Raw genomic sequence first — 23,243 nt, forward strand, 5'->3', positions numbered from 1 at the left:
TGGTTGCTGTCGATTTATCTTGCTTAGGCGATTCAACAACAAGACATACATACCAACGCCCACGGCTATCCTCTACAAATGAACCTGTTTTTAACGTGTATTTGCTTAAACCGTAGCTATCCCAAAGCTTAAATTGGTGTTTTCCATACTGGACATATCCATTGGCATATTTGATAGCCACCTTTTTAAAGGGAATCCATCCCAAAGAGCGCCTTGCTGATTTTTTATTGCTGACACGCCATTTCAGCTTTGCCTTTTTAAATTGCTTTCTTCGGGTGACTAATTCTTCAGTTACAGCCTGAATGGTTTGACTATGTAAATTACATTCTTTGGATGTGCCTTTCGTATATTTGGCAATATCAAAAGCAGAGAGAAATTCACCTTTCCGCTTCAAATGCCTAAACCCTAAATCATTGACATAATTCCAGACAAAGTTCACTTCTGATGCTAGTTGGTCTAACACCTTGCAATGTTTGTCTTTTATACGTAATTTAAGGGTTTTCATGTACTTATATTAACAATCAAAACTCAAGAAAAATAGTCCTTAGTTAAATCAAACGACACTTCATGTCGTGTCGCTTATATCTCTGACCTGAAGGACAGAGTTTTACGCTCCATTTGATAAAATGGGTTTACTTCAGCTCGTTTTGAAGCGGCTGTCACTTTATTTTTAAGCTTAGAATACCCAGGAAATTCATCTTGTTTAGATGCGCTTTCGACAGTCGCTAAAATATCAAAAATGAAAGCACGGTTTAATTTTGAATGAAATGGAATAGCTTGAAACCAATCTTGATTAAATTGGGTATCAACAAAAATTTCTGGAATTTTTGAATCAATTGCATAAAACATTGCTTTTGTTCTCATGCATTTACTACATTTTCCACAGTTTTTAGGCCGCGCAGAATAATCTACACAAATTGATAAAGTACTTAAATCCAGTTGAGATTGATTCAAAAAGGCAGTTTTTTGTGCCCGTGTGACATGGTCATCCAATGTGGTTAAATCGGCATTATGATTCTTCATTAATCGATTGGTTGCTGTGTTTGAGCCGTAAGGATGAACGAAAAATTGCTGATCGAGCCTGTAATCTGCTGCAATGCGATAGTGTTGATATTTATTAAAGAGTGTTGCACATGAAAATAAAGAGAATATATGTGTTACATGTGAGCCTTTAGGGTTACATCCATATTTACTGTATAAGTTATAGGCATCGGTTTGAATGATATGGCTCGTGTTAAAAACTTCCTTTCGAAATGCTGCTGTTTGATCGAGTAAGGCTTCAAATTTTGCATGATCATCAAACTTATAATCCATACCATGTACAGTTAAACAATCTGAGTCTTTGCCGTGTTTTAAAAAGTGGCTGTATGAACTAAAAGTTGAATCTATGCCACCGCTAAAAAAAGTCAGGTTTTGTTGAGACTGTTCTGATTGTGGCTGATGGATAATACTCTCTGCTGTAATTTGTACAGCCTGATATAAGTTCGGTAACCAACTGGCCCACACTTTTGAGACGAGTTGTGCTGATTCAATAGATTGGATTGATAAGCTGCCTTGAATATGTATATTCAAGCCTAAGCGCATAGCAATCGGTAGAAATCCCCACATCGCAAAATCATAGAGCTTTAAAGCGGGAATATCTTGGTTAGGTAAAATATAACGTATATCCCCGTAATTGCTTTTCGCCACAATTTTATTTTTAGTTAGATCAATATCGCATTTAATAATGAGCATATTCAGTAATTTTAAAAAGACACTGAGCGATCTTACCTGAAAAAATGTATCTGTTCACAAAAGCAGCACGAATTGTGGAGGCGAATTATTTTTTAGCTGGTATGCGGGAATCTAGTTTTTTCTGCCACACGAGCAACAGCAAACAAAGTAGTCCCACGCCAATACAAAAACCGAGTACGCCTGCGATTAAACCAAAGTGATCCGACAAATAGCCTGCGGCAATAATTGGAATGATCGTACCTAAGTAACCGATAAATAAATATGTTGATATAACCGCAGCTCGATTCTCGGGACGTGTCATTTGATGGACAAGCCCAAATGCACCCAATAATCCAAGTCCATGCCCAACACCCACCAAAATATCACTGATGAAGAATAAACTGCTCCAATGCAGTGTCATACAGAGTGCAAGTAGAACATAACTACAGATCAGCACGATTAAACCGGCATTTACACATTTTGCGGGTTCAAATGATTTAGCAAAAAACTGAACTAAGGCAGAAACCAATAAAATACTGGCGATGGCTGAACCACTGACTAAAGGCCCGTGCCAAGGTATGGCTTCTTTAACGAATGACGGAGCAAGTGAAGCAAATAAACTAAAAGATCCAAATGCACAAAAAGCAGTTAAACCCGCAATATAAAAGCGAGCTTTAAACTGAGGTTCAGGTAATTCAAGATGAGGCGCGATTGAGAAAGGTTGAGGTTCAAAAGACGGAGTTTTAATCAAAAATAGGCCGATTAAACAAGCAATCCCACCTAAGATCACTGGAATATAGGGAGTGATTAATGGCGCGGTTGAAAATTGTGCGATCAAGCCACCAATGAACGGACCTAATCCAAAACCGATAACAGTGATGATTGAACTAAATTGTGGCGCATTTTGTTTATGTTGTTCTGGAATAGTATAGACCAAACCTAGCATTGCCGAAGTGCTAATCAGTCCTGAAGCGATACCAATGATAAAACGCCCGATAGATAACCACAGTGCGTTTTCAGCAAAAACTGACAATGTCAGCCCAAGTACAATAAAACCTAAGCCAATTTGTAGCGTTCGCAGAAAACCAATACTGTTACTGGTACGCCCTAGAAAAAGCAAGGTTGCCAAGCACCCAAACATATACGCGACAAAAATATAGGTGATGTGGCTCGGCAGCAGCCCCCATAGTTGCTGGTAAATCGGATACAGTGGACTTGCTAGTGCGGTACCAATTGTACCCATACAGAGTGCAAGGCTGACCATTAAAAAGGGTCGCCATGAAGCTTTTGTCGTCATGTTTAGGTCGCATTATATAGACAGTAAAACAATCTATATTGGAAGGGAGAGAGAGCCTAAGAGTGTAAAAGGAATGTTTCACTTAGGTCAATCAATCTGCGCAAAACTTATCCATAACGTTTTATTAATGTCATAAACTCTTCTAATTCTTGCTCATTGATGGACACACCTTCAGGTAAAACATGATGGCGCAAATGTGCTTCGATTAATTCATTCATCAATCCATTGATTGCACCTTTAATCGCTGCGACCTGTTGTAAAACCTCAATACAACCTGCTTCTGGTTGTTGTAAGGCTTGATCTACCGCATTGATTTGTCCTTGTAAGCGCTTTACTCGATTCAATATTTTTTTGTCTTGATGTAAATGGCTCAATACAATTCTCCCGAAAATAAATATACTATGGGGGAGTATATTTAAGCATAAAAAGATTATGAGTCATTCCCCATCGGTCAGAATCCATCATCACCAATTTGATGAAGGAAATCCACTCGCGCAAAAACGTATTTTGCTTGCCACCATTTTAACGGCAGTCATGATGTTTCTAGAAGTCATTGGAGGATGGATTTTTAATTCCATGGCACTCTTGGCAGATGGTTGGCACATGAGTTCGCACATGTTGGCTCTAGGTTTAGCTTATTTTGCTTACCGTGCAGCAGGTTATTATGCAAAAGACAGTCGTTTTAGTTTTGGTACATGGAAAATTGAAATTTTAGCGGGATATAGCAGTGCCATACTCTTGATGGTCGTGGCATTGTTTATGGCATTCCATTCGGTTGAACGTTTATTTAATCCTGTTCAGATTCATTATAACGAGGCGATACCGATTGCGATTTTAGGCTTGGTGGTGAATTTAATCTGTGCATGGTTGTTGCATGATGACCATCACCATCACCATCACCATCACCATCACCATGAACATAAACATAGTCATCATGACTTGCAGCCTGAGCATGGGCAGCATCATGATTTAAATCAAAAAGCTGCATTTATGCATGTGGTTGCTGATGCAGTGACATCGGTACTGGCGATCGTTGCTTTATTTGCAGGAAAATGGCTAGGTTGGAGCTTTCTTGATGCTGTATTAGGAATTGTAGGCGCAATTTTAGTTGGAAAATGGGCTTTTGCTTTAATCAAAGAAACAGCACAGACTTTATTAGATGCAGAAATGAATCATCCTGTTGTCGCTGAAATTCGTGAGGTTTTGCAAGATTTACCAGCGCCTGTTATGGTGACCGACTTACATGTTTGGAAAGTGGCGAAAGGGCAATTTTCATGTATCGTTGCTCTTGAAACACAAGATGCGCTTACTGCTGACCAAGTTCGTACAGCCCTATCAATTCATGAGGAAATTGTGCATATCTCGGTAGAAATTAATCAACCCTGTATTGCTTAGATGTTCCACGTGAAACCAGTTGTGGCGTTTGCGTAAGCATGTGAAAAAATTTGAAGACAAGTTTTTATTTCGACATAGAATGACAGCAAATATTTCTATAAATGTGTTAAATAGATGATTAAACAACTTTGTGCATTGATGGTGTTAGCCACTGCGACTAGCCTCACTTTTGCTGACGTAAATGCTGTACAAAAACAATTGCAGCAGAAACACCCAAGTTTAAAAATTGAAAATATTCAAACGACTGAGATGCCCGGAGTATATAGTGGCTTCGTTGAAGATCAGGTGATTTATGTCAGTGAAAATGCAGATTACATTATCGCAGGTTCGATGATTCGTCTAAAAGATCAGAAAAACCTGACCAAACAATTGATGATGAATCAACAAAAAACGGATTGGAATAAACTACCCTTTCAAGATGCGATTAAAAGCGTAAGGGGGAATGGAAAACGTCAGATTGCGATCTTTTCTGACCCAAATTGCCCATATTGTAAACGTCTTGAATTAGAGTTGGCTAAACTCAATGACATTACTATTTATACTTTTGTCACAGCATTGAAGCCGCAATCAGTTACACCATCAAAGCAAGTTTTTTGTGAAGCTAGCCCAGAATTGGCCTGGAATAATTTAATCGTCAAAGGTATTCAGCCCAAGTCTAGCAAGAGCTGCGCTAACCCAATTGAACGTAATTTAAAACTAGCTAAAAGCCTGAAATTGGGCGGTACTCCGGGTATCGTATTTGCCAATGGGGCGATCGTTACAGGTGCCTCTCCTGCTGCTGAATTAGAGGATATGTTGAAAGAAGCACAACCCTAATTTTTTGCAAAAAAATACCCGTTGAATACGGGTATTTTTTAACTGATGTTTTTTGAATTAAGCACGGGTTTTTTTAGTCACTAAATTATAAATAAACAGAATGACAATCGCGCCAATGACGGACGCAATAAAACCAGCAGCAGAATTTTCACCGTATAGACCTAATACTCGTCCCCCAAAGGTGGCAAGTAAGGAACCCGCAATCCCTAGTACAGTGGTCATAAGGAAGCCGGCTTTGTCATCTCCAGGATGGATCGCACGTGCGATTAAACCAGCAATAAAACCAACGACAATCGCAACAATGAGTGACCACATAGTAACTCTCCTTTTGTTATCATGTATTTGTTTTTTACGACATGTTCAGATTCTATAATCTGCCAATTTGAATTTGATCAATAGGCTGATCATGCTAAAAACTGTTGTTTTTTTGTTCAAAATACACGACCAAAAATAAAAAAAGTGGCCTTCGGCCACTCTTAAGTATCTGATCTGTATTAAAGACCAATTTCACCAATAAATGGAATATGGCGATATTTTTGGTCATAGTCCAGGCCATAACCAACAATAAATTTATCTTCTACTTCAAAGCCTAAAAATTTTACATCAAGTTCAATTTCACGGCGTGATGGCTTGCTCACCAACGTACATAATTCAATTGAGTTTGGATTGCGGGTTTTTAAAATTTCTAAAACTTTGCTTAGGGTATTACCTGAGTCAATAATATCTTCCACCACTAAAACATCTTTGTTTTGGATGTCGCCGTCTAAATCTTTTAAGATTTTTACATCACGCGTTGATACCGTACCACCGCCGTAGCTAGATACCGTCATGAAATCTAGTTCGTGTGGTTTAGAAATTGCACGGCATAAATCCGCCATGAAAATCACAGAACCGCGTAAAAGGCCAATTAACACCAACTCTTTGTCGCTGTTAGCATAGTGTGCATCAATGGTTGCGCCAAGCTCTTTCACTTTAGCTTGAATTTCTTCAGTGGAAATCAGTACGCTCATTTGAACAGACATGGGTAGATACCTAAAAAAGCAAATCAAAAAATAAAAAAGGTGTTGACTTGCAACACCTCTAAAGATGATCCAATTTTAATACATCTGGCTCACAGATGCATCTTTTTTGCTGCTGAAAATGTAATCAGTTTGGCTTGGAAGTACTATCACGCTTGAGTAAGCAGGCACAACCGAGCAAAAACAGCCCCCATTTAATGTATGTTTTGGCATGCTTTGCAATGTGTGGATCTTGGCTAGTTTTGTTTGACATAGGCACATTGTCCGTACACATAGGTGGCATGAATATTACGGTCATCGCCCATCAGCATCAGGGCGAAAAGTGCATCTTCCAGATTTTTAGCGCGTTGCTGACGTAAGGCTTGTAAAGCTGTAGCTTTTAAATCGAGCACAACAAAATCAGCTTCTTTACCGATATTGAAATTGCCGAGTTTGCCATCTAAATCAAGTGCTTTTGCGCCGCCTAAAGTGGCGTGATATAAGGCTTCAAAGGCAGATAACTTTTCCCCTTGGAGCTGTTGTACTTTATATGCTTCATTGATGGTTTGCAGTTGGTTAAAAGAGGTGCCAGCACCAATGTCTGTGCCCAGTCCTACTTTGACTTGTTTTTCCCAAGTCTTTTTCAATGGAAATAAGCCACTGCCTAAAAATAGATTCGACGTAGGGCAAAATGCGATGGCTGAATCAGTGGCATGCATGCAGTCCCATTCGCTGTCTTGTAAATGCACGCAGTGCGCAAACACGGAACGTGATCCGGTCAGACCATAATGATGATAAACGTCTAAATAGCCGTTTTGCTCAGGGAATAATGATTTGACCCACGCGATTTCATTTTTATTTTCACTCAAATGCGTATGTACATAGACATCAGGATACTCGGCTTTTAGCTCCCCTGCCCGTGTCAATTGCTCAGGCGTTGAGGTTGGGGCAAAGCGAGGCGTGATGGCATACAGGTTACGGCCCTTGCCATGCCACTTTTCGATGAGTGCTTTAGAGTCGTTGTAGCCACTCTCAGCTGTGTCACATAATGCTTCAGGGGCATGACGATCCATCATAACCTTGCCTGCAATTAAACGCATTTGATGCTGTTCAGCGGCTTGAAATAAAGCATCGACCGATTGTGGATGAACGGTACAAAAAACAAGGGCTGTTGTGGTTCCGTTTTTGAGTAACTCGTTTACAAAGAACTGTGCAATTTGCTCTGCATAAGCCGGATCTTCAAATTGGATTTCAGTTGGAAAGGTATAGGTATCGAGCCATTCCAGTAGCTGTTCACCATAAGCTCCCATCATTTCCGTTTGTGGATAATGAACATGGGTATCGATGAAACCCGGAACAATCAATTGATCGGAATAATGCTGTACTTCAACCTGATCTGGGAGATGGTGTTGGCCATCAGACCATGGACCGAACCATTGAATTTTTCCGGCTTGCGTAATTAGCAAACCATCTTCGAAATAGCGCACTTGGTCGTGAATTTCACGTGCTTGGGCAACTGTATTCTGAATATCTAGGAAGCGGCCGCGAATTGCGGTTGATGCGATAACAGAAGACATGACATACCTGCAGTTTAGAATTTTTTCGGTTGATTGTAGCTTAATTTGGCTAGAAAAGGCGTTGCTGTAATTAGAGGATCATGTTCTAAAACATCGAACAGCCATTAATGTATGTCGAGAGCATGTCATTTTTTCAAAGCGATTGATTAAATCAATGCGCTTGTGTCAGGCTAAATCGAATCAAAGAATAGAATTCAACCGTGTATCTATGTCCTATCCAATGCATCCTGTGAATCAATCACAGCTTGAAGCCACGTATGTTGAGCGCTTGCAGCAACTGATTCAGCAACATGACGGCATCATGTCTATTTTAAAGCAGCTTTATTTGGTGGATGCCAGTGCGTATATTGCCGCAGGTGTAATTCGAAATATGCTGTGGTCAGTGCTACACCAACACAGCTATACACTTTCCCATACTGAGGTGGATATCATATTTTATGATGCTGAGGATAACGGTGCTCATAGTCATCAGATCCAAAAAGAAATGCAGTCTTTCTTTCCATTGATACAGTGGGATGTGACCAACCAAGCTTTGGTGCATCATTGGTATCGTTTAGACAATGGTGAGCCTATTCAGCCGCTCAAATCAATTGAGCATGCTTTGTCGCTTTGGCCTGAAACCGCGACTGCTGTGGCGGTGAAATTAAATGCGGAGCAAGACATTGAAATTATCGCGCCCTTTAGTCTGAACGATTTATTTGAGCTCAAGTTGCGTTGGAATCCATGTTTGGTGAGTCTTACCGTATTTCAGCAGCGAGTGGTTTCTAAACAATGGATGCAACGTTGGCCTAAGCTCAGCCTTGTAGATGCTGATGTTGAAAATTGGGTTGGAAATGGCCTATCAAATTAAGATCGATCAATACTAAAAAAGCCCTCCAATTGTAGGAAGGCTTTTTATTTATTCGCTTAAATATCGGTTGAAGCTAGGTACTTAAAGCGTAGTCTCGTTGTACTTTTTACTGTGTCGAATAGACAGCCAAGCGGTAATTGTAAGTGTAATCACAATAAAACCGAGTGAAATCCAAATTGGCATGTGGAATACATCCAGCAGCAGCATTTTACCACCAATAAACACTAAGATGATGCCCAGGCCATACGGTAAGTAATGCATTTTAGATGCAGCACCAGACAATAAGAAGAACATCGCACGCAGACCTAAAATTGCCATTAAGTTTGCAGTTAATACAATAAATGGATCAGACGTTACCGCAAAAATCGCAGGGATTGAGTCGACTGCAAAAATCACATCAGAAGCTTCGACTAAAATTAGCACCAAGAACAAAGGCGTTGCCCAAAGCATGCCATTTTGGCGGACAAAGAATTTGTCTTCATGCATTTGTGGGGTTATGCGCATGTGCTTACGTAACCATTTTAAAATGGCCATGTCTTCAATATTGGTTTCTTCTTCGTCCTGACCTTTTAGGAACTTAAAGCCGGTATATACCAAGAACGCACCGAAGATATACAGCACCCAAGAGAACTCTTGAACGAACCACGCACCAATAAAAATAAAAATTGTGCGTAGTACAATCGCACCAAGTACACCATATAGCAATAATTTACGTTGTAATGCAGGTGGAATAGCGAAGGCTGCAAAAATCATCAGCCAAACGAATACGTTATCAATTGCGAGGGATTTTTCTAATAAATAACCTGCAAAGTATTCCATGACTTTGGTGTTTGCGATGGCAACACCAGCGGTTTGTTGTAAGTAAAGCCAAAGTGCTCCGCCGAATAAAGTTGCCACAGATACCCAAGCAATACTCCAATAGGCAGCAGTTTTAACTTTAACCTCTTGGCCTTGGTTATTTTTAAAGCCTAAAAAGTCGATAAGAAGCATTACGGCAACTAAACCGAAAAATGCCAGATACAGCCACAAGGTGCCGATCGTTTCCATGTGTATTCTCCACATCCAACAACCAGCCATAAAAAAACCTTGACCAGTTGCCAGACGCAATAAAACGTCTGAGACAACATGATCAAGGTCTTGCCTACATCTTACTGTAATGTTTTGCAGTGAGATGCTCAGATACCGACTTTTTGCAAAGTGTAATGACGATATTCTGACACGTAAATCGGAATTTACGCTTGGAGGAGGCTACTCCCCTTGTTCAAATTCTGTTTTGGACTTTGTCCAAATATGCGGCGAAGCATGACAGTTTTTTAACATGAGTGCAATGTGGTTTTACAAAATATCTAATTTTGCTCTAAAGTTTTAAAATCAGCACGTTGTACTAATACGAATGCCAATACAGTACCCATTACCGCGATCACACCGCCAATCAGGCCGATGTAACTCAAGCCAATGTGTACACTAACCATTCCGCCTAAGAGTGCCCCACCGCCAATGCCGACATTGTACAAACCTGAATAAATGGCCATCGCAACATCTGTAGCATCAGACGCTAAATTTAAGGTTTTAGACTGTAATGCCAAACTAAAGCCGATAATGCTCATACCCCAAAGTAAACAGACAGTGCTGATACCGCTAAAACTTGAGGCTAAGGGCCATAGCAATAACATGGCGATTGCAAGGATTGCAGTACACAGCGGAATCGCCAATTTAGGATATTTTCCACCAAATTTTCCAAATAAATATGACCCAATAAAGCCTGCTGCACCAAAGATTAACAATAATGTGGTGGTTTGCATTGAGCTGAAATGAGCAATATTGAGGGCAAAGGGTTCAATATAACTATAAGCGGTGAATTGTGCTGTGATCACAATGATGGTTAATGCGAATACCATCATCAGACTAGGGCGTTTGATCAATAGTTTTAAACTACTGAGAGAGCCTGAGTTCACGCTTGGCAATTTTGGTAAGGTCTTGGCAAGAATCAGGCAAACAACCGTTGCGCCAATAGCAATTAAGGCAAAGGTATTGCGCCAGCCATAGGCTTCTCCGACCATACGGCCAAATGGAATACCGAGGACCATGGCCAAGGCTGTTCCTGTTGCCAATAAACCTAAGGCCTGAAACTCTTTGCCTTTGGGTGCGACGCGCACAGCAAGTGATGCAGTAATAGACCAAAATAATGCATGTGAAAATGCAATACCAATCCTACTGATGAGTAGTGTGTTAAAACTCCATGCAAAATAGGACAACACATGACTCACGATGAACACAGTAAACAAACTGATTAATAAGAAGCGCCGCTCAATGTTTTTGGTCAGTAGCATGATGGGTAAAGAAATTGGTGCAACCACCCAAGCATAAAGGGTAATCATAATGCCAACATCAGTGGCTGCCATACTGAAGCTTTGACCTATATCACTGAGTAAGGCAACAGGGATGAATTCAGTGGTATTAAAAATAAACGCGGCAAATGCCAGGGCAATCACACAGATCCATGAACCTGATGATGGTGTTTCGGAGGGAGAAGCAGACATGATTGTCTTCGCTTAATAAGATAAACCATATTTTAATGCGAGTTACGAGCGAGGGAAATGCTTAAGTAGGTGCAGGTATAATTAGAAGTAATACAAAAGCAACAGTATTTTAGCGATTAAAATGCGAATTTATAGAAAAATCAGAGGATGAGATAGATGTTCGTACAACAACAAGATGACCAAAACAAAGGCGCATTTCTTATTGAGCAAGATGGTGAGCGTTTAGCTGAAATGACATATTCCTGGGCTGGAGAGGACAAATTCATTATTGATCATACAGATGTCAGTGACAGCTTGAGAGGGCAAGGTGTTGGACGTCATTTATTGGATGCTGCAGTAAATTTCGCCCGAGAGAAACAGGTAAAAATTATTCCACTGTGCCCTTTTGCTAAATCCGTCTTTGATAAAGATGAATCTATTCGCGATGTTTTACGCTAATTCAATTTGTGAAAAGCGGCATAATAAAAAAAAGCCTGTTCATGTATGAAACAGGCTTTTTTTGATGTTGTACATGATTTGTTTAGTTGCTTTTAATAGCGTGATTTAAACATTGAAATAATCAGTAATGTTGCAGCGATAAGCAATACCAAGATTGCGAGTGTATAAAAATCCATAAGAAAAATCCGGCGAGTGTGATTAGTGTTATTTTTAAATTAATGTGAAAAAGAAACAGATTTATTGTGCTTCAACAGCTCATTTATCTTGTTTTTATTCTGTACAATTACACTTATTTGTTTGTTACATCACATATTTTTTTCATAAACAGAGGGAGATTACAGTGACTTTTCAGTATCAGCAAAACGGTCAAAAGGGCGAATTCTTTCAACTGAATGAGCACGGTCAACGTATTGCCGAAATTAGTTATATTTGGCGGGATGAACATACCATTGTTGCGAATCACACTTGGGTCGATGATTCATTGCGTGGTCAGGGTGTGGCACGGGTATTGTTAGATACTTTGGTAGCCTTTGCTCGAGAGAAACAATTGAAAATTGTGCCTACCTGTTCTTATGTTGAAGTCATGTTCCGACGTGAAAAAAGCTTTGCGGATGTTGTAGCTTAAAGAATGTAAAAGTTTAGCCATGTTGGATTTTATTTGAAAATCTCAGAATAAAAAAAGCCCGCTTCGCAGGCTCCTTTTATTTCATTTGGTTGAGCTAAGCTTTCAATGCTGCAATGAGCTTTTGATGTAAACCACCAAAACCGCCATTCGACATAATCACCACAGCATCGCCCTCACCTGCCTCACTTACGATGGTTTGAACGATGTCATCAAGTGAACGTGCCACGACAGCTTTGTTAGGTGCTGCTGCAATGACTGGAGCAAGATCCCAATCTAAACCTTCTGGTTGATACCAAATCACTTCATCTGCTAAACGTGCAGAATGTGCAAGGCCATCTTTATGGCTACCCATACGCATGGTATTTGAGCGTGGCTCAATCACCGCCCAAAGCTTACGTTCACCCAAGCGCTTACGTGCACCTTCCAGTGTGGTATCAATTGCAGTTGGGTGATGAGCAAAGTCGTCATACACTTCAATGCCACGTATAGTGCCTAGTAGCTCCATACGACGTTTTACACCACCAAAATTAGACAAAGCTTCACAAGCTGTAGCAACAGAAACACCGACATGTTCAGCTGCTGCGATAGTCGCCAAAGCATTGGCTACGCTGTGCTGCCCTGTCATGTTCCATTGAACTTCACCTTTTACCACACCGTGTTGTAATACTTTGAAGTGAGAACCATCGTTCGATAGTTGTTCTGCGTACAGTTCAGACTTTTCATTGGCATCTAGGCTGGTTCGTACCACAGGTGTCCAGCAACCTTGTTCAAGCACTTCGTCAATATTGGTTTCTGTAATAGGTGCAATGATGCGACCTTCAGATGGAATCGTACGTACTAAATGATGGAACTGTTTTTGAATCGCAGCCAAATCATCAAAAATGTCGGCATGATCAAATTCTAGGTTATTTAAAATCGCCGTTTTTGGATGATAATGCACGAACTTCGAACGTTTGTCGAAGAATGCAGAATCGTATTCATCTGCTTCAACACAGAAGTATTTTCCACCGCCTAAACGTGCACTCTCAGTGAAACCCAATGGCACACCGCCAATCAAAAAGCCTGGCTCTAAACCTGCTTGATCGAGGACCCAAGCGAGCATGGTCGTTGTTGTCGTTTTACCGTGTGTGCCTGCAACACCTAAGACATGCTTGCCTTGTAATACATGGTCAGCAAGGAATTGTGGGCCTGAAATATAAGGAAGACCAACATTGAGCATATATTCAACTGCATCTATGCCACGCTTCATGGCATTACCAACAATCACAAGATCTGGATGCGGTTGTAAATGGCTGCGGTCATAACCTTGCATTAAGGTAATGCCTGCATTTTCAAGTTGGGTCGACATGGGTGGATAGACATTTTGGTCTGAACCCGTCACCTTGTGTCCTAGATCACGAGCAAGCAGTGCTAATGATCCCATGAAGGTGCCACAAATACCCAAAATATGCAGATGCATTCCTTATTACTCCACTTCTTTTATAGACACATCACCTTGTTTTTAGGGCTGTTGTCAGATTTATTTCAATTTGAAAGCAACCATAGCAAGGGTCTTAGCTAAAAGATAGATTTTTTTGTATCGTCATCGATAAAAAATCGCTGGTGAATCTCCTTGACAGGTCTGCCCTTTTTTCGATGTCTAACTGCATGAAAAAAACCAGTACATATGCTGAATTTAAGTCTGAAATCCGTACAATAAAACCTAAATTTTTCAGGTCTGCTCCTTTATGTCTTTAGCGCTATTTTTGTTGCTGATTTCCAATTGTTTTATGACATTGGCCTGGTATGGTCATCTCAAGTTTTTGCATGATGCGCCTTTGTGGCAAGCGATTTTATTTGGTTGGGCAATTGCGCTACTCGAATACAGTTTTATGATTCCAGCAACGCGTTTGTTGGCAAAACATGGATGGTCTTTGGGACAGATGAAAATTACCCAAGAAGTCGTGACTTTATTGGTGTTTGTCCCATTTATGATTTTTCTGTTTAAACAACCCTTTAAATTGGATTATTTATGGGCGGGTTTATGCCTTTTAGGGTGTGTGTATTTCGTATTTCGCAGCGCTTAAATTTAACAAATACGTATTTCATCATTTAACCGATGCGTGTTTGCGGGCATTTTAGTACTTTACTCCACTCAGGGTCTCTTGCAGTGGAACCTTCGTAGTCAAAAATATAATTATTTACTTCAATGGCTGATTTTTCGAGAATTCAAAATTTTCATAAAAAAAGCCATTAGGGTTAATTGGAGTATTATCGCCTTTTTGTTGCTGTAATTGGCTCAAGTCTTTTCCAGGTAGATTGATGTTGAGTTGAATCTTTTGAGTAAAGCTCTGAGTACTTATACTTAGAGCGAGAATTACGTAGAGCTATTTCATGTTTAAAACATCTTATACATATTGATTTAATGAAAGTTTTAATAAAATTGAAAAAAATAAAATTATTTTCATAAAAAAATTATGAAGTTTTCTTTTAAAGACAACCGTTAAATTTTATTGAGATGAATTTTCAGTCTATAATATGGGGTTCTTATTAAAGCTTGGCTCTAGTCGAGATTTACTCTCTCTTACTTTAATCTCTGGAAACATTGCAATGAATGCGGCCGCTTCACAAGACACTCCTCTCGTTGGAATTATCATGGGTTCTCAATCAGATTGGGCAACGCTAGAAAACACTGCCAATATGCTGAAACAGCTTGGCGTCCCTTTTGAAGCGGAAGTGGTGTCTGCACACCGTACTCCAGATCGTTTATTTGAATATGCTGAAACTGCACGTGATCGTGGGATTCAAGTGATTATTGCTGGTGCAGGCGGCGCAGCGCATTTGCCAGGTATGTGTGCAGCAAAGACTGATCTTCCTGTACTGGGTGTACCGGTTAAATCATCAATTTTAAATGGTGTAGATTCACTGCTTTCGATTGTACAAATGCCTGCTGGTATTGCAGTCGGTACTTTGGCGATTGGCCCAGCTGGTGCAACCAATGCGGCAATTATGGCAGCACAGATTTTAGGTTTAACACGCCCTGAGATTGCCAAAAATGTTGCGGATTTCCGTGCAGCGCAAACTGAAAAAGTTGCTAGCAAAAATATTCCGGGTCAAAACTAAAGCCAAGCTTAATACGGGACAGATGTTATGAACAAAACCATTGGTATTTTTGGTGGTGGCCAACTCGGTCGAATGATGGCGCAAGCAGCGCTTCCACTAAACATTCAATGTACCTTCTTTGAAGCCAGCACAGATTGTCCATCCGCTGCTTTGGGTCAAGTGATTTCGACGCAAGCACAAAATGGTTTACAAGACTTCATCAACAGTGCCGATGTTTTCAGCTTAGAGTTTGAAAATACGCCTTTGACTGATGTTGATGTTTTGACCAAAAACAAAGATTTGCACCCTCCTCGTCAAGCTTTAGCGATTGCTCAACATCGTTTGTCTGAAAAAGCACTATTTGATGAATTGGCGATTCCAGTTGCGCCGTATAAAGCAGTGACTTCATTGGAAAGCCTGCAAGCTGCTGTAGCTGAACTGGGTTTACCAATCGTACTGAAAACTTCACGTGGTGGTTACGATGGTAAAGGTCAATTTGTACTGCGTACAGCCGATCAAATCGACCAAGCTTGGGCGGAACTTGGCCCCGCGGGTGAATTGATTGCCGAAAGCTTTGTAACCTTCTCACGTGAAGTTTCAATCATTGCGGTACGCGGTCAAGATGGTGATGTGAAAACGTGGCCACTGGCTGAAAACCACCACCATAACGGCATCTTGTCACACTCTATTGTTCCTGCACCGAACAGTGTAGATTTACAACCTGTAGCGCAAGACTACATCACCCGCCTGCTTAATCATTTGAATTATGTGGGTGTGTTGACCTTAGAGCTGTTTGTGACGGACAAAGGTTTGTATGCCAACGAAATGGCACCACGTGTGCACAATTCAGGTCACTGGTCAATTGAAGGCGCTGTGTGCTCACAGTTTGAAAATCACATTCGTGCTGTAGCAGGTTTGCCTTTAGGCTCGACTGAGGTGGTTCGCCCAACTGTGATGATTAACATCATTGGTCAATATCCGAAGTCTGAAGAAGTATTGGCGCTCAATGGCGCACATATGCACCTGTATAACAAAACAGAGCGCGAAGGTCGTAAAATTGGTCACATTACTCTTATGCCGAATGATAGTGCTGAATTGACGCCTTTATGTCGTGCATTGGCGAAAATTTTGCCGAATCCACTGGCACTTAGCGAAGATATGAGCATTTAAACGCAAGTTTGAATGATAAAAAAGCGGTCATGCAAATGGCCGCTTTTTTTATGTTTACAGTTCGGGCATTATTGCGCCTCTTTGTAATACCACACCGTTTATCGGTGAAACGATAAGAAACCATTGATCATAAAGTGTTCAGTCATTTATAAATATTCTGCGTTAACTATCGCATCTTTGTTGTGCTTATAGCTCTATGTATAGTCTGGCAGCATCTAAAAAGAATAATGCCTTTTTGAATTCAAATTTTGTTTTTAAATTTAAACAATGAATTTGAATTCAAAAAACCTACAACCAAAGCAATGAATTCAAAGTTTGTGAATTTAAATTTGAAAAAATGAATTCATTAAAAATATTTTGAATTTAAACCCTATGAATTCAAATTAATGGATGTGCTTAAAATGCAAAAAATTTGTTGTTTTGACTTTATAATAGTTTGATTTTAAAAATAAATGTGAAAGAAAATTTTTGTGGATAACTTTTGGTTTAATGAATTTATATTTTTAAATTTAAAAGTTTTGAATTTAAATTTGAAGTGCTATTTTTTTATAAATGAATTTAAAATTTTCCTTGTGGATAACTGTATTTGAATTCAAATTTTAAAAATGAATTTAAATAAGTAGAAAATATGAATTTAAATTTACGTTTTGAACCTTTAACTTTTGTTTTGAGCTGCTATTGTTAAAACAACAATTTAAATTCAAAAAAAGATTAAGGGTATGAAACATCACTTAGGATTTGTTTTCGGGACTGCTTTTTTGGCAATGACTCAGGCAAATGCCGAGTTGATTATTAATGGTCAGTCCGTCAATGCGTCAAGCATGCCTGCGATGAATAGCGTCGCGCCAAAAAATAATTTTCAAAGTTGTCTTGCCAACTTGCGCTCACAAGCGATCAATGCGGGTGTGAGTGCCTCGACGTATGATCGATATACGCAAAATTTAAGCCCAGACTATTCAGTCATTGAAAAATTGAACTATCAACCCGAATTTTCCACACCGATCTGGGATTATTTATCTGGTTTAGTTGATGAAGAGCGGGTGCAACTCGGTCAGCAAAAATTAGCGCAGCACCGAGAAGTCTTAAACCGTGTGGCAGCAGCCTATGGTGTGCCTGCGGAAACTGTGGTTGCTGTTTGGGGCGTGGAAAGTAATTTTGGTGATATTGCAGGAACTTATCCTTTATTACAGTCTTTAGGTACCTTGAGCTGTGAGGGGCGACGTCAAAGTTATTTCCGTGGTGAGTTTTTTGCTGCTATGCGGATTTTGCAGCGTGGTGATTTAAATGAATCACAGTTGAAAGGCTCATGGGCGGGTGCATTTGGTCATACCCAATTTATGCCAAGTACTTATGAAGAGTTGGCTGTCGACTTTGATGGCGATGGCCGTCGTGATTTGGTTTCGAGTACTACCGATGCTTTGGCATCAACTGCGAACTTCTTAAAAAAACGAGGCTGGCAAACTGGTCAACCGTGGGGTTTTGAAGTCAAAATTCCGGATGGCATGTCGATCAGTGGAGAAAGTCGCCGTAATAAAAAGTCTTTAGACAGCTGGATGAGTCGTGGTTTGGTTCGTGCAGATGGGACGGCTTTAATTCAAGGTAATCTTTCAGGCTCGAGCCAAGCAGGATTGATGGCTCCAGCAGGTGCAAGTGGCCCAGTATTCTTAGTGTTTAAAAACTTTGATGCCATTTATAGTTATAACGCGGCAGAAAGTTATGCTTTAGCGATTGCGCATTTATCGGATCGTTTACAAGGCAAGGGCGCTATTATGGCAACTTGGCCAACTGATGATCCAGGTACTTCACGTGCTGAACGTCGTGAAATTCAACAGTTCTTGCTCAATCGTGGTTATGACATTGGCAAAGTGGATGGGTTAATTGGTGATAAAACCCGCCAAGCGATTCGTCAGGAACAAAATCGACTTGGTTTGAGTCCGACAGGTCGTGCAGGTCAACAAATTTTGCGTGCGTTCCGTAACGAAAATGCGAAAGCAATGATGAATTAACTTTAGCGGTTTCTTTTGTAATGCGTGTAATAAGAAGGTCTGCTTCAGCAGACCTTTTTTATTTGGTTTTAATGATGCAGATGAGGGTTAAACAGCAGTGATGGTGCCTAAAATGCGGTAGCCCGCAGCACCTGTTACGCTAGGTAAGTTTCCACTCAATTGATTTATAAAACGCATCGCTAACCAAGCAAAAGCAGTCGCTTCAACCCAAGTCGGGCTTAAACCTAAATCTGCGGTACTTTGTACTGTCCATTCATGTTTACGTAAACGCCAGCGCAACTGCTCCAATAAATGTGAGTTATATGCACCGCCACCACAGACATACACTTCACCTGTGTCCATATCTGAGCGGTAAATCGCTTTTTTAATAGCACGTGTGGTGAGTTTCATGAGTGTTGCTTGAATATTTTCAGGCGTATCTTCAAGCTCGTCATATTCGAGATCTCCGCGCCAATCCAAAATCTGTTCATCAAGCCATTCTAGATTGAAGTCTTCACGACCAGTACTTTTGGGTGGTTCTTTAGAAAAAAATTCATGAGCTTGCAGGCGGTCGAGTAAGCTACGAATAGGTTGACCATAAGCCGCCCAGTTACCATTTTCATCATAAGGCTGGCCAGTATAACGTTCACACCAAGCATCCATTAAAATGTTAGCTGGACCTGTATCAAAGCCATACACGGCTTCAGGTTGACCTGCAGGCAACATGCTAACATTGGCAATACCACCCAAATTTAATATCACACGGTGAATACTATCGTGTTGGAAGAGCGCTTGATGAAATGCAGGTACCAACGGTGCCCCTTGACCACCTGCAGCCATATCACGACGGCGAAAATCTGAAATTACTGGGAGCTGAGTGAGCTCAGTAATAATATTGGGATCACCAATTTGCAGAGTAAAACCATGTTCAGGACGATGTCGAATAGTCTGACCATGCGAACCAATGGCTTTGATTTGACTACGATCAAGCTGATTTTTCTCAATCATCTCATTGATGCCATGACCAATCATTTGAGCCAGTGCGACATCGGCTTTACCCATACGATCAATTTCGTTGTCATCTGGCAAAGTGAGTGCCATGAGTTCATCGCGAAGGTCTGGATCAAAAGGAAGGGTGAGTGTCGCGTGAATCTCTAAAGGATCAAAAGAAGCAGCAACAATATCGACACCATCCATACTCGTGCCGGTCATTACCCCAATATAGATCGCTGTCATGATGATTCTTAAGCCTGCAATATGCTGAAAAAGTGTTAGTATATCGCACAAATTGAATAACTGATGTGTTTGGGTTTTGTGATGTCAAATTTCCTGCCGGCTGAAGAACAACTTGCCCTCATTCAACGAGGCACTCATGAAATTATTTCTGAGGAAGATCTTCTTAAAAAGTTAAAAGAAAACCGTCCGCTTAAAATTAAAGCGGGTTTTGATCCTACAGCACCAGATTTGCATTTAGGTCATACGGTTTTAATTAATAAATTAAAAGTATTCCAAGACTTAGGTCATGAAGTTTACTTCTTGATTGGCGACTATACTGCAATGATTGGCGACCCAACGGGTAAGAGCGCAACGCGTCCGCCATTGTCGCGCGAAAAAGTATTAGAAAACGCAAAAACATATCAAGAACAAGTATTTAAAATTCTTGATCCTGCAAAAACGAAAGTTGTTTTTAACTCAGAATGGTTTGCAGAAAAATCTGCTGCTGACTTAATTCAGTTGGCGTCACAGCAAACTGTAGCACGTATGTTAGAGCGCGATGACTTTACAAAACGTTATAATAGTCATCAGCCAATTGCGATTCATGAATTTTTGTATCCATTGGTACAAGGTTATGACTCGGTTGCATTGCATGCAGATGTTGAGTTAGGTGGTACAGACCAAACCTTTAACTTGTTGATGGGGCGTACCTTACAAGGTCGTTATGATCAAGACGCACAAGTGTGTATTACTGTGCCTATTCTTGAGGGTTTAGACGGCGTAAATAAAATGTCTAAATCGTTAGGCAACTATATTGCAGTTTTTGATGCACCGGGTGCGATGTACCAAAAAGTACTTTCAATGCCAGATGCATTAATTGAACGTTATTTTGACTTGTTGAGCTTTAAAACTGTTGAAGAGATTCAAGTATTGCTCAAAGAAGTGGCTGAAGGTCGTAATCCACAAGATGTGAAGAAAATCCTTGCGCTTGAATTAGTTGAACGATTCCACGGTGCTGAAGCAGCGGCGAACGCGCATAAAGGTGCAGGTAACTTGATTACAGAGGGTGAATTACCTGAAGGTACACCTGAAGTGACGATTTCTCGTGGTGCATTTGGTGGTGAAATCTTTATCACGTCTATTCTGCGTGAAGCTGGTTTAACCAAAAATGCGGCACAAGCAAAAGATGCAATTGGTCGCGGTGCGGTAAAAGTAGACTGGGAAGTGGTTGATGCGGGTTATGCTGTGTCAGAAAACAAAACTTTAATCATTCAAGCGAGCAAAAAAGCGATTGCAAAAGTCACTTTTACCGACTAATAAATTCTTGAATTTTTAGTTAAGTTATTGAATTAAAAGCAGGCTTCCGCCTGCTTTTTTTATACATTTGTTATATGAATAATATAAATAAGCAAATTCAAAAAAAACCTTATAAAAACAATACTTAAATTTTGCCAAATGTGTTGCATTTCCTGAACATTATGTATAAGATTTATTCATCTAGAGAATTTATATACCATCTAGAGGGTACATAACGATAACTCCACTTTTTATCAGTCTCTTCCCCAAGGGACTCTTTTTTTAGTGAAGTAAACAGATAACTATAATAACTACACGATGGATCGACTAAAGATTCAATTCTAAGGGAGAGATTTTGGGAGAGATCTTTCCCTTTTTTATATCTTCAATTTCATTTCTATATCTTTTTATACATGCGATATCGACCTATCATTTGTGCTAATCATAAAAAAGCCCCCGTTTTGGGAGCTTTGGTATTCATGATCTTATTGTTCTATATAGTAAGGTGTCTATATAACGTAGTATTTAAAACAGCTGCACGAAATCTTTAAGCCTTGGCATTGAGTTGAATAAAACTCAATTTTGGTAAAATTCGTTTCACTAATGTGCCGACCAAAAGTGCGGTGATAATAGTGCCTTCACGTACCCCAATCACTTCATGAAGCACGATCCAACTTGCAAGTGCCGCAATGCTCACTAAAACAATATCTCCATAGGTTTTACAGTTACCGAATTCGAGTTGATAGCGGATCGCGATAGCTTGGTATAAACCTTCAGCCGCAAGAAAGACTAAATTGGCTTTCACCACCAAACATACGCCAAAGGCCGTAATTAAACAGCTCATGAGGCAAGCTATGAGTTGTAAAGCGTAGTTTTCAATGCTCCAACCTTGTGTCAGCCACATTAACCCATCGATAAATATGCCAAAAACAACGCCAATAGGCAGTTGTAACCACTGCACCCATTGAAAACGCGATCTTAAAATCAGCATTTGCAGCACAATCATCACTATATGCATGAGTACTGTTAATGTGCCCACACTCATGTTGAATATAAAGCTAAAACTATAAGGGACTGAGGAAATAGGGGAGGTGCCGAGTTGTGAGTGGATAGACAGCACTACGCCAAACGCCAATAAGATAAGTCCAGACAGTAAAAGCATTAGTCGAGAAGGAAAGTGAGCAGGCATGGTTATAGCTGAAATAAAAAGCAGTCTAAGTGATCAAATCTATCGCTTCTATGCTGCTATAGCCGAAAAATAGCCCATATTTTGCTAAATGATCGTTATTAGTGATTGTTTAGATGATATGTGCTTCATCAGAAAAAGTGACTATAGATGTAATTAAAATGATTTTTGGGAAAAGTAGGCTTATGGAACAATAAGTCCAAATGAAAAATAAGAGTAGTCAATGAGCTATTACGATACACAGAATAAAGATGAACAAATTGATGAAATATTAAGATTTTTATTTGAATATCAGCCAATGCAGATGAAACAACAGTTATTTGCACAAACCAAGCAACAATTCGACGCATTAGATATAGCAGCAAAGTATCAACTCTTTGCATTAGTGCGTGAGCAATTACCTAAACGAGCAAAATTATTTTTTTCCGCAGAAGACTTTATTGGTAAACAGCAAGCAATTTTAGATGTGATGCAATATTTAGTCTGCGAGTATGAATAAAAGTATCTAAATATATAAAAGTGGATGAAAGAATAATAATTATGATCACTGTTTAGGATGGCTATTTAATTTAAAAATGTTTTTTGAGGTTATTTAGCTTGGATTTGAAGCTTTAAGCAACGTAAAAGCACTTTATTACAGTGTAGGATTTGGTGGATAGGGTGGTTAGATTGTTTTTTGAACTAAGGTGGGTGACTTAGATCTAAAAACTCTGAAAGTATTTTTCTTTCAGAGATCATTTAAATAAATAAAATCCCAAATAAAATGATTTTTTTTATAAAAAATGGCTAAAAAATAAGTAAAAATACAATTTTTTTAGCAAAAATGACTATAAAAGATACATACGTGAAAAATATAGTGAATTGGGGGTTGCAATGATTCTGAAATGCTCTAGAATGCACCCCATACCGACGAGATAGACGGAAACGAACGAAACGCGAAGCGTTGAGTTGTTAAGTTTATTGAAGTCCAGCATCTAATACTGACGAGGTATTAGAAAGATCATTAAGAGATTATGAAGAACAACTTGTGTGGATTTTTACTAGTTGATCAGTCGAAATTA

21 protein-coding genes and 2 pseudogenes are annotated in these 23,243 nt (G+C 39.8%); 11 read left to right on the plus strand and 12 right to left on the minus strand.

Annotated features, from left to right (window positions below; genetic code table 11):
- The 4 genes and pseudogenes from FTT84_RS13155 to FTT84_RS13170 all read right to left on the minus strand — a co-directional run.
- Positions 1 to 505, minus strand: a pseudogene (locus FTT84_RS13155) (RNA-guided endonuclease TnpB family protein); the annotation flags it as partial.
- 74 nt (positions 506 to 579) lie between these two features.
- The gene (locus FTT84_RS13160) at positions 580 to 1,734 is read right to left on the minus strand and encodes a hypothetical protein (RefSeq protein ID WP_180081413.1); all 1,155 of its coding nucleotides are present in this window, start codon (positions 1,732 to 1,734) and stop codon (positions 580 to 582) included.
- Between the two features lie 85 nt (positions 1,735 to 1,819).
- Positions 1,820 to 2,977: an MFS transporter gene (locus FTT84_RS13165; RefSeq protein ID WP_067762856.1), complete on the minus strand. Its 1,158-nt coding sequence runs from the start codon at positions 2,975 to 2,977 to the stop codon at positions 1,820 to 1,822.
- A 140-nt stretch (positions 2,978 to 3,117) separates the two neighbouring features.
- Positions 3,118 to 3,384 carry a metal/formaldehyde-sensitive transcriptional repressor gene (locus tag FTT84_RS13170; RefSeq protein ID WP_067762837.1) on the minus strand — a complete coding sequence of 89 codons (267 nt, stop codon included), beginning with the start codon at positions 3,382 to 3,384 and terminating at the stop codon, positions 3,118 to 3,120.
- Positions 3,385 to 3,442: 58 nt separating this feature from the next.
- Here FTT84_RS13170 and dmeF point away from each other — a divergent pair.
- Positions 3,443 to 4,449: pseudogene (gene dmeF / locus FTT84_RS13175) on the plus strand (CDF family Co(II)/Ni(II) efflux transporter DmeF).
- Between the two features lie 70 nt (positions 4,450 to 4,519).
- Positions 4,520 to 5,221 carry a DsbC family protein gene (locus FTT84_RS13180; RefSeq protein ID WP_180081417.1) on the plus strand — a complete coding sequence of 234 codons (702 nt, stop codon included), beginning with the start codon at positions 4,520 to 4,522 and terminating at the stop codon, positions 5,219 to 5,221.
- 57 nt (positions 5,222 to 5,278) lie between these two features.
- Here FTT84_RS13180 and FTT84_RS13185 read toward each other — a convergent pair whose 3' ends face one another.
- From FTT84_RS13185 to guaD, 3 genes are all read right to left on the minus strand, one after another.
- Positions 5,279 to 5,536: a GlsB/YeaQ/YmgE family stress response membrane protein gene (locus FTT84_RS13185; protein WP_067762840.1), complete on the minus strand. Its 258-nt coding sequence runs from the start codon at positions 5,534 to 5,536 to the stop codon at positions 5,279 to 5,281.
- 179 nt (positions 5,537 to 5,715) lie between these two features.
- Positions 5,716 to 6,243, minus strand: a complete 528-nt coding sequence (hpt, locus tag FTT84_RS13190; RefSeq protein WP_067762841.1) for a hypoxanthine phosphoribosyltransferase — start codon at positions 6,241 to 6,243, stop codon at positions 5,716 to 5,718.
- A 233-nt stretch (positions 6,244 to 6,476) separates the two neighbouring features.
- The gene (gene guaD / locus FTT84_RS13195) at positions 6,477 to 7,796 is read right to left on the minus strand and encodes a guanine deaminase (RefSeq protein ID WP_180081419.1); all 1,320 of its coding nucleotides are present in this window, start codon (positions 7,794 to 7,796) and stop codon (positions 6,477 to 6,479) included.
- Positions 7,797 to 7,950: 154 nt separating this feature from the next.
- Between guaD and FTT84_RS13200 the strand changes: the two genes are divergently transcribed.
- Entirely contained in the window at positions 7,951 to 8,646 is a 696-nt protein-coding gene (locus tag FTT84_RS13200; protein WP_257223419.1) for a nucleotidyltransferase family protein, read from the plus strand.
- Between the two features lie 81 nt (positions 8,647 to 8,727).
- Here the strand turns inward: FTT84_RS13200 and FTT84_RS13205 are convergent, their stop codons facing one another.
- Together FTT84_RS13205 and FTT84_RS13210 are read right to left on the minus strand one after the other, a co-directional pair.
- Positions 8,728 to 9,693 (minus strand): TerC family protein, encoded by a 966-nt coding sequence (locus FTT84_RS13205; protein ID WP_180081421.1) that lies wholly within the window; start codon positions 9,691 to 9,693, stop codon positions 8,728 to 8,730.
- A 299-nt stretch (positions 9,694 to 9,992) separates the two neighbouring features.
- Positions 9,993 to 11,186, minus strand: coding sequence for a sugar transporter (locus FTT84_RS13210; RefSeq protein ID WP_180081423.1), 1,194 nt, complete (start codon positions 11,184 to 11,186; stop codon positions 9,993 to 9,995).
- A 156-nt stretch (positions 11,187 to 11,342) separates the two neighbouring features.
- Between FTT84_RS13210 and FTT84_RS13215 the strand changes: the two genes are divergently transcribed.
- Both FTT84_RS13215 and FTT84_RS13220 read left to right on the plus strand, forming a co-directional pair.
- On the plus strand, positions 11,343 to 11,624 hold the full coding sequence (locus FTT84_RS13215; protein ID WP_180081425.1) for a GNAT family N-acetyltransferase: 282 nt from the start codon (positions 11,343 to 11,345) through the stop codon (positions 11,622 to 11,624).
- A 340-nt stretch (positions 11,625 to 11,964) separates the two neighbouring features.
- Positions 11,965 to 12,249: a GNAT family N-acetyltransferase gene (locus FTT84_RS13220; protein ID WP_180058661.1), complete on the plus strand. Its 285-nt coding sequence runs from the start codon at positions 11,965 to 11,967 to the stop codon at positions 12,247 to 12,249.
- A 94-nt stretch (positions 12,250 to 12,343) separates the two neighbouring features.
- On the opposite strand, the gene mpl is transcribed toward FTT84_RS13220, so the two are convergent.
- On the minus strand, positions 12,344 to 13,708 hold the full coding sequence (gene mpl, locus FTT84_RS13225) for a UDP-N-acetylmuramate:L-alanyl-gamma-D-glutamyl-meso-diaminopimelate ligase (RefSeq protein WP_067762848.1): 1,365 nt from the start codon (positions 13,706 to 13,708) through the stop codon (positions 12,344 to 12,346).
- A gap of 268 nt (positions 13,709 to 13,976) precedes the next feature.
- On the opposite strand from mpl, the gene FTT84_RS13230 reads away from it, so the two are divergent.
- From FTT84_RS13230 to FTT84_RS13245, 4 genes are all read left to right on the plus strand, one after another.
- The gene (locus FTT84_RS13230) at positions 13,977 to 14,315 is read left to right on the plus strand and encodes a DMT family protein (RefSeq protein WP_067762849.1); all 339 of its coding nucleotides are present in this window, start codon (positions 13,977 to 13,979) and stop codon (positions 14,313 to 14,315) included.
- A 523-nt stretch (positions 14,316 to 14,838) separates the two neighbouring features.
- Complete coding sequence (gene purE / locus FTT84_RS13235; RefSeq protein WP_067762850.1) at positions 14,839 to 15,351, plus strand: 5-(carboxyamino)imidazole ribonucleotide mutase; 513 nt, start codon at positions 14,839 to 14,841, stop codon at positions 15,349 to 15,351.
- Between the two features lie 27 nt (positions 15,352 to 15,378).
- On the plus strand, positions 15,379 to 16,500 hold the full coding sequence (locus FTT84_RS13240) for a 5-(carboxyamino)imidazole ribonucleotide synthase (protein ID WP_067762851.1): 1,122 nt from the start codon (positions 15,379 to 15,381) through the stop codon (positions 16,498 to 16,500).
- A 719-nt stretch (positions 16,501 to 17,219) separates the two neighbouring features.
- Positions 17,220 to 18,506 carry a lytic murein transglycosylase gene (locus tag FTT84_RS13245; protein ID WP_218949763.1) on the plus strand — a complete coding sequence of 429 codons (1,287 nt, stop codon included), beginning with the start codon at positions 17,220 to 17,222 and terminating at the stop codon, positions 18,504 to 18,506.
- Between the two features lie 87 nt (positions 18,507 to 18,593).
- Here the strand turns inward: FTT84_RS13245 and FTT84_RS13250 are convergent, their stop codons facing one another.
- Positions 18,594 to 19,721 carry an anhydro-N-acetylmuramic acid kinase gene (locus FTT84_RS13250; protein ID WP_180058659.1) on the minus strand — a complete coding sequence of 376 codons (1,128 nt, stop codon included), beginning with the start codon at positions 19,719 to 19,721 and terminating at the stop codon, positions 18,594 to 18,596.
- A 63-nt stretch (positions 19,722 to 19,784) separates the two neighbouring features.
- Here FTT84_RS13250 and tyrS point away from each other — a divergent pair, with 63 nt between their 5' ends.
- On the plus strand, positions 19,785 to 21,017 hold the full coding sequence (tyrS, locus tag FTT84_RS13255) for a tyrosine--tRNA ligase (protein WP_162270474.1): 1,233 nt from the start codon (positions 19,785 to 19,787) through the stop codon (positions 21,015 to 21,017).
- A 526-nt stretch (positions 21,018 to 21,543) separates the two neighbouring features.
- On the opposite strand, the gene FTT84_RS13260 is transcribed toward tyrS, so the two are convergent.
- A complete protein-coding gene (locus FTT84_RS13260; RefSeq protein WP_067762854.1) occupies positions 21,544 to 22,185 on the minus strand; it encodes a YitT family protein in 642 nt (213 codons plus the stop codon).
- Between the two features lie 220 nt (positions 22,186 to 22,405).
- On the opposite strand from FTT84_RS13260, the gene FTT84_RS13265 reads away from it, so the two are divergent.
- On the plus strand, positions 22,406 to 22,681 hold the full coding sequence (locus tag FTT84_RS13265; protein WP_067762855.1) for a hypothetical protein: 276 nt from the start codon (positions 22,406 to 22,408) through the stop codon (positions 22,679 to 22,681).
- Positions 22,682 to 23,243 lie beyond the last annotated feature (562 nt).

This window comes from Acinetobacter sp. YH01019 (genome assembly GCF_013420285.1).
GTDB classification, from domain to species: Bacteria; Pseudomonadota; Gammaproteobacteria; order Pseudomonadales; family Moraxellaceae; genus Acinetobacter; species Acinetobacter gandensis.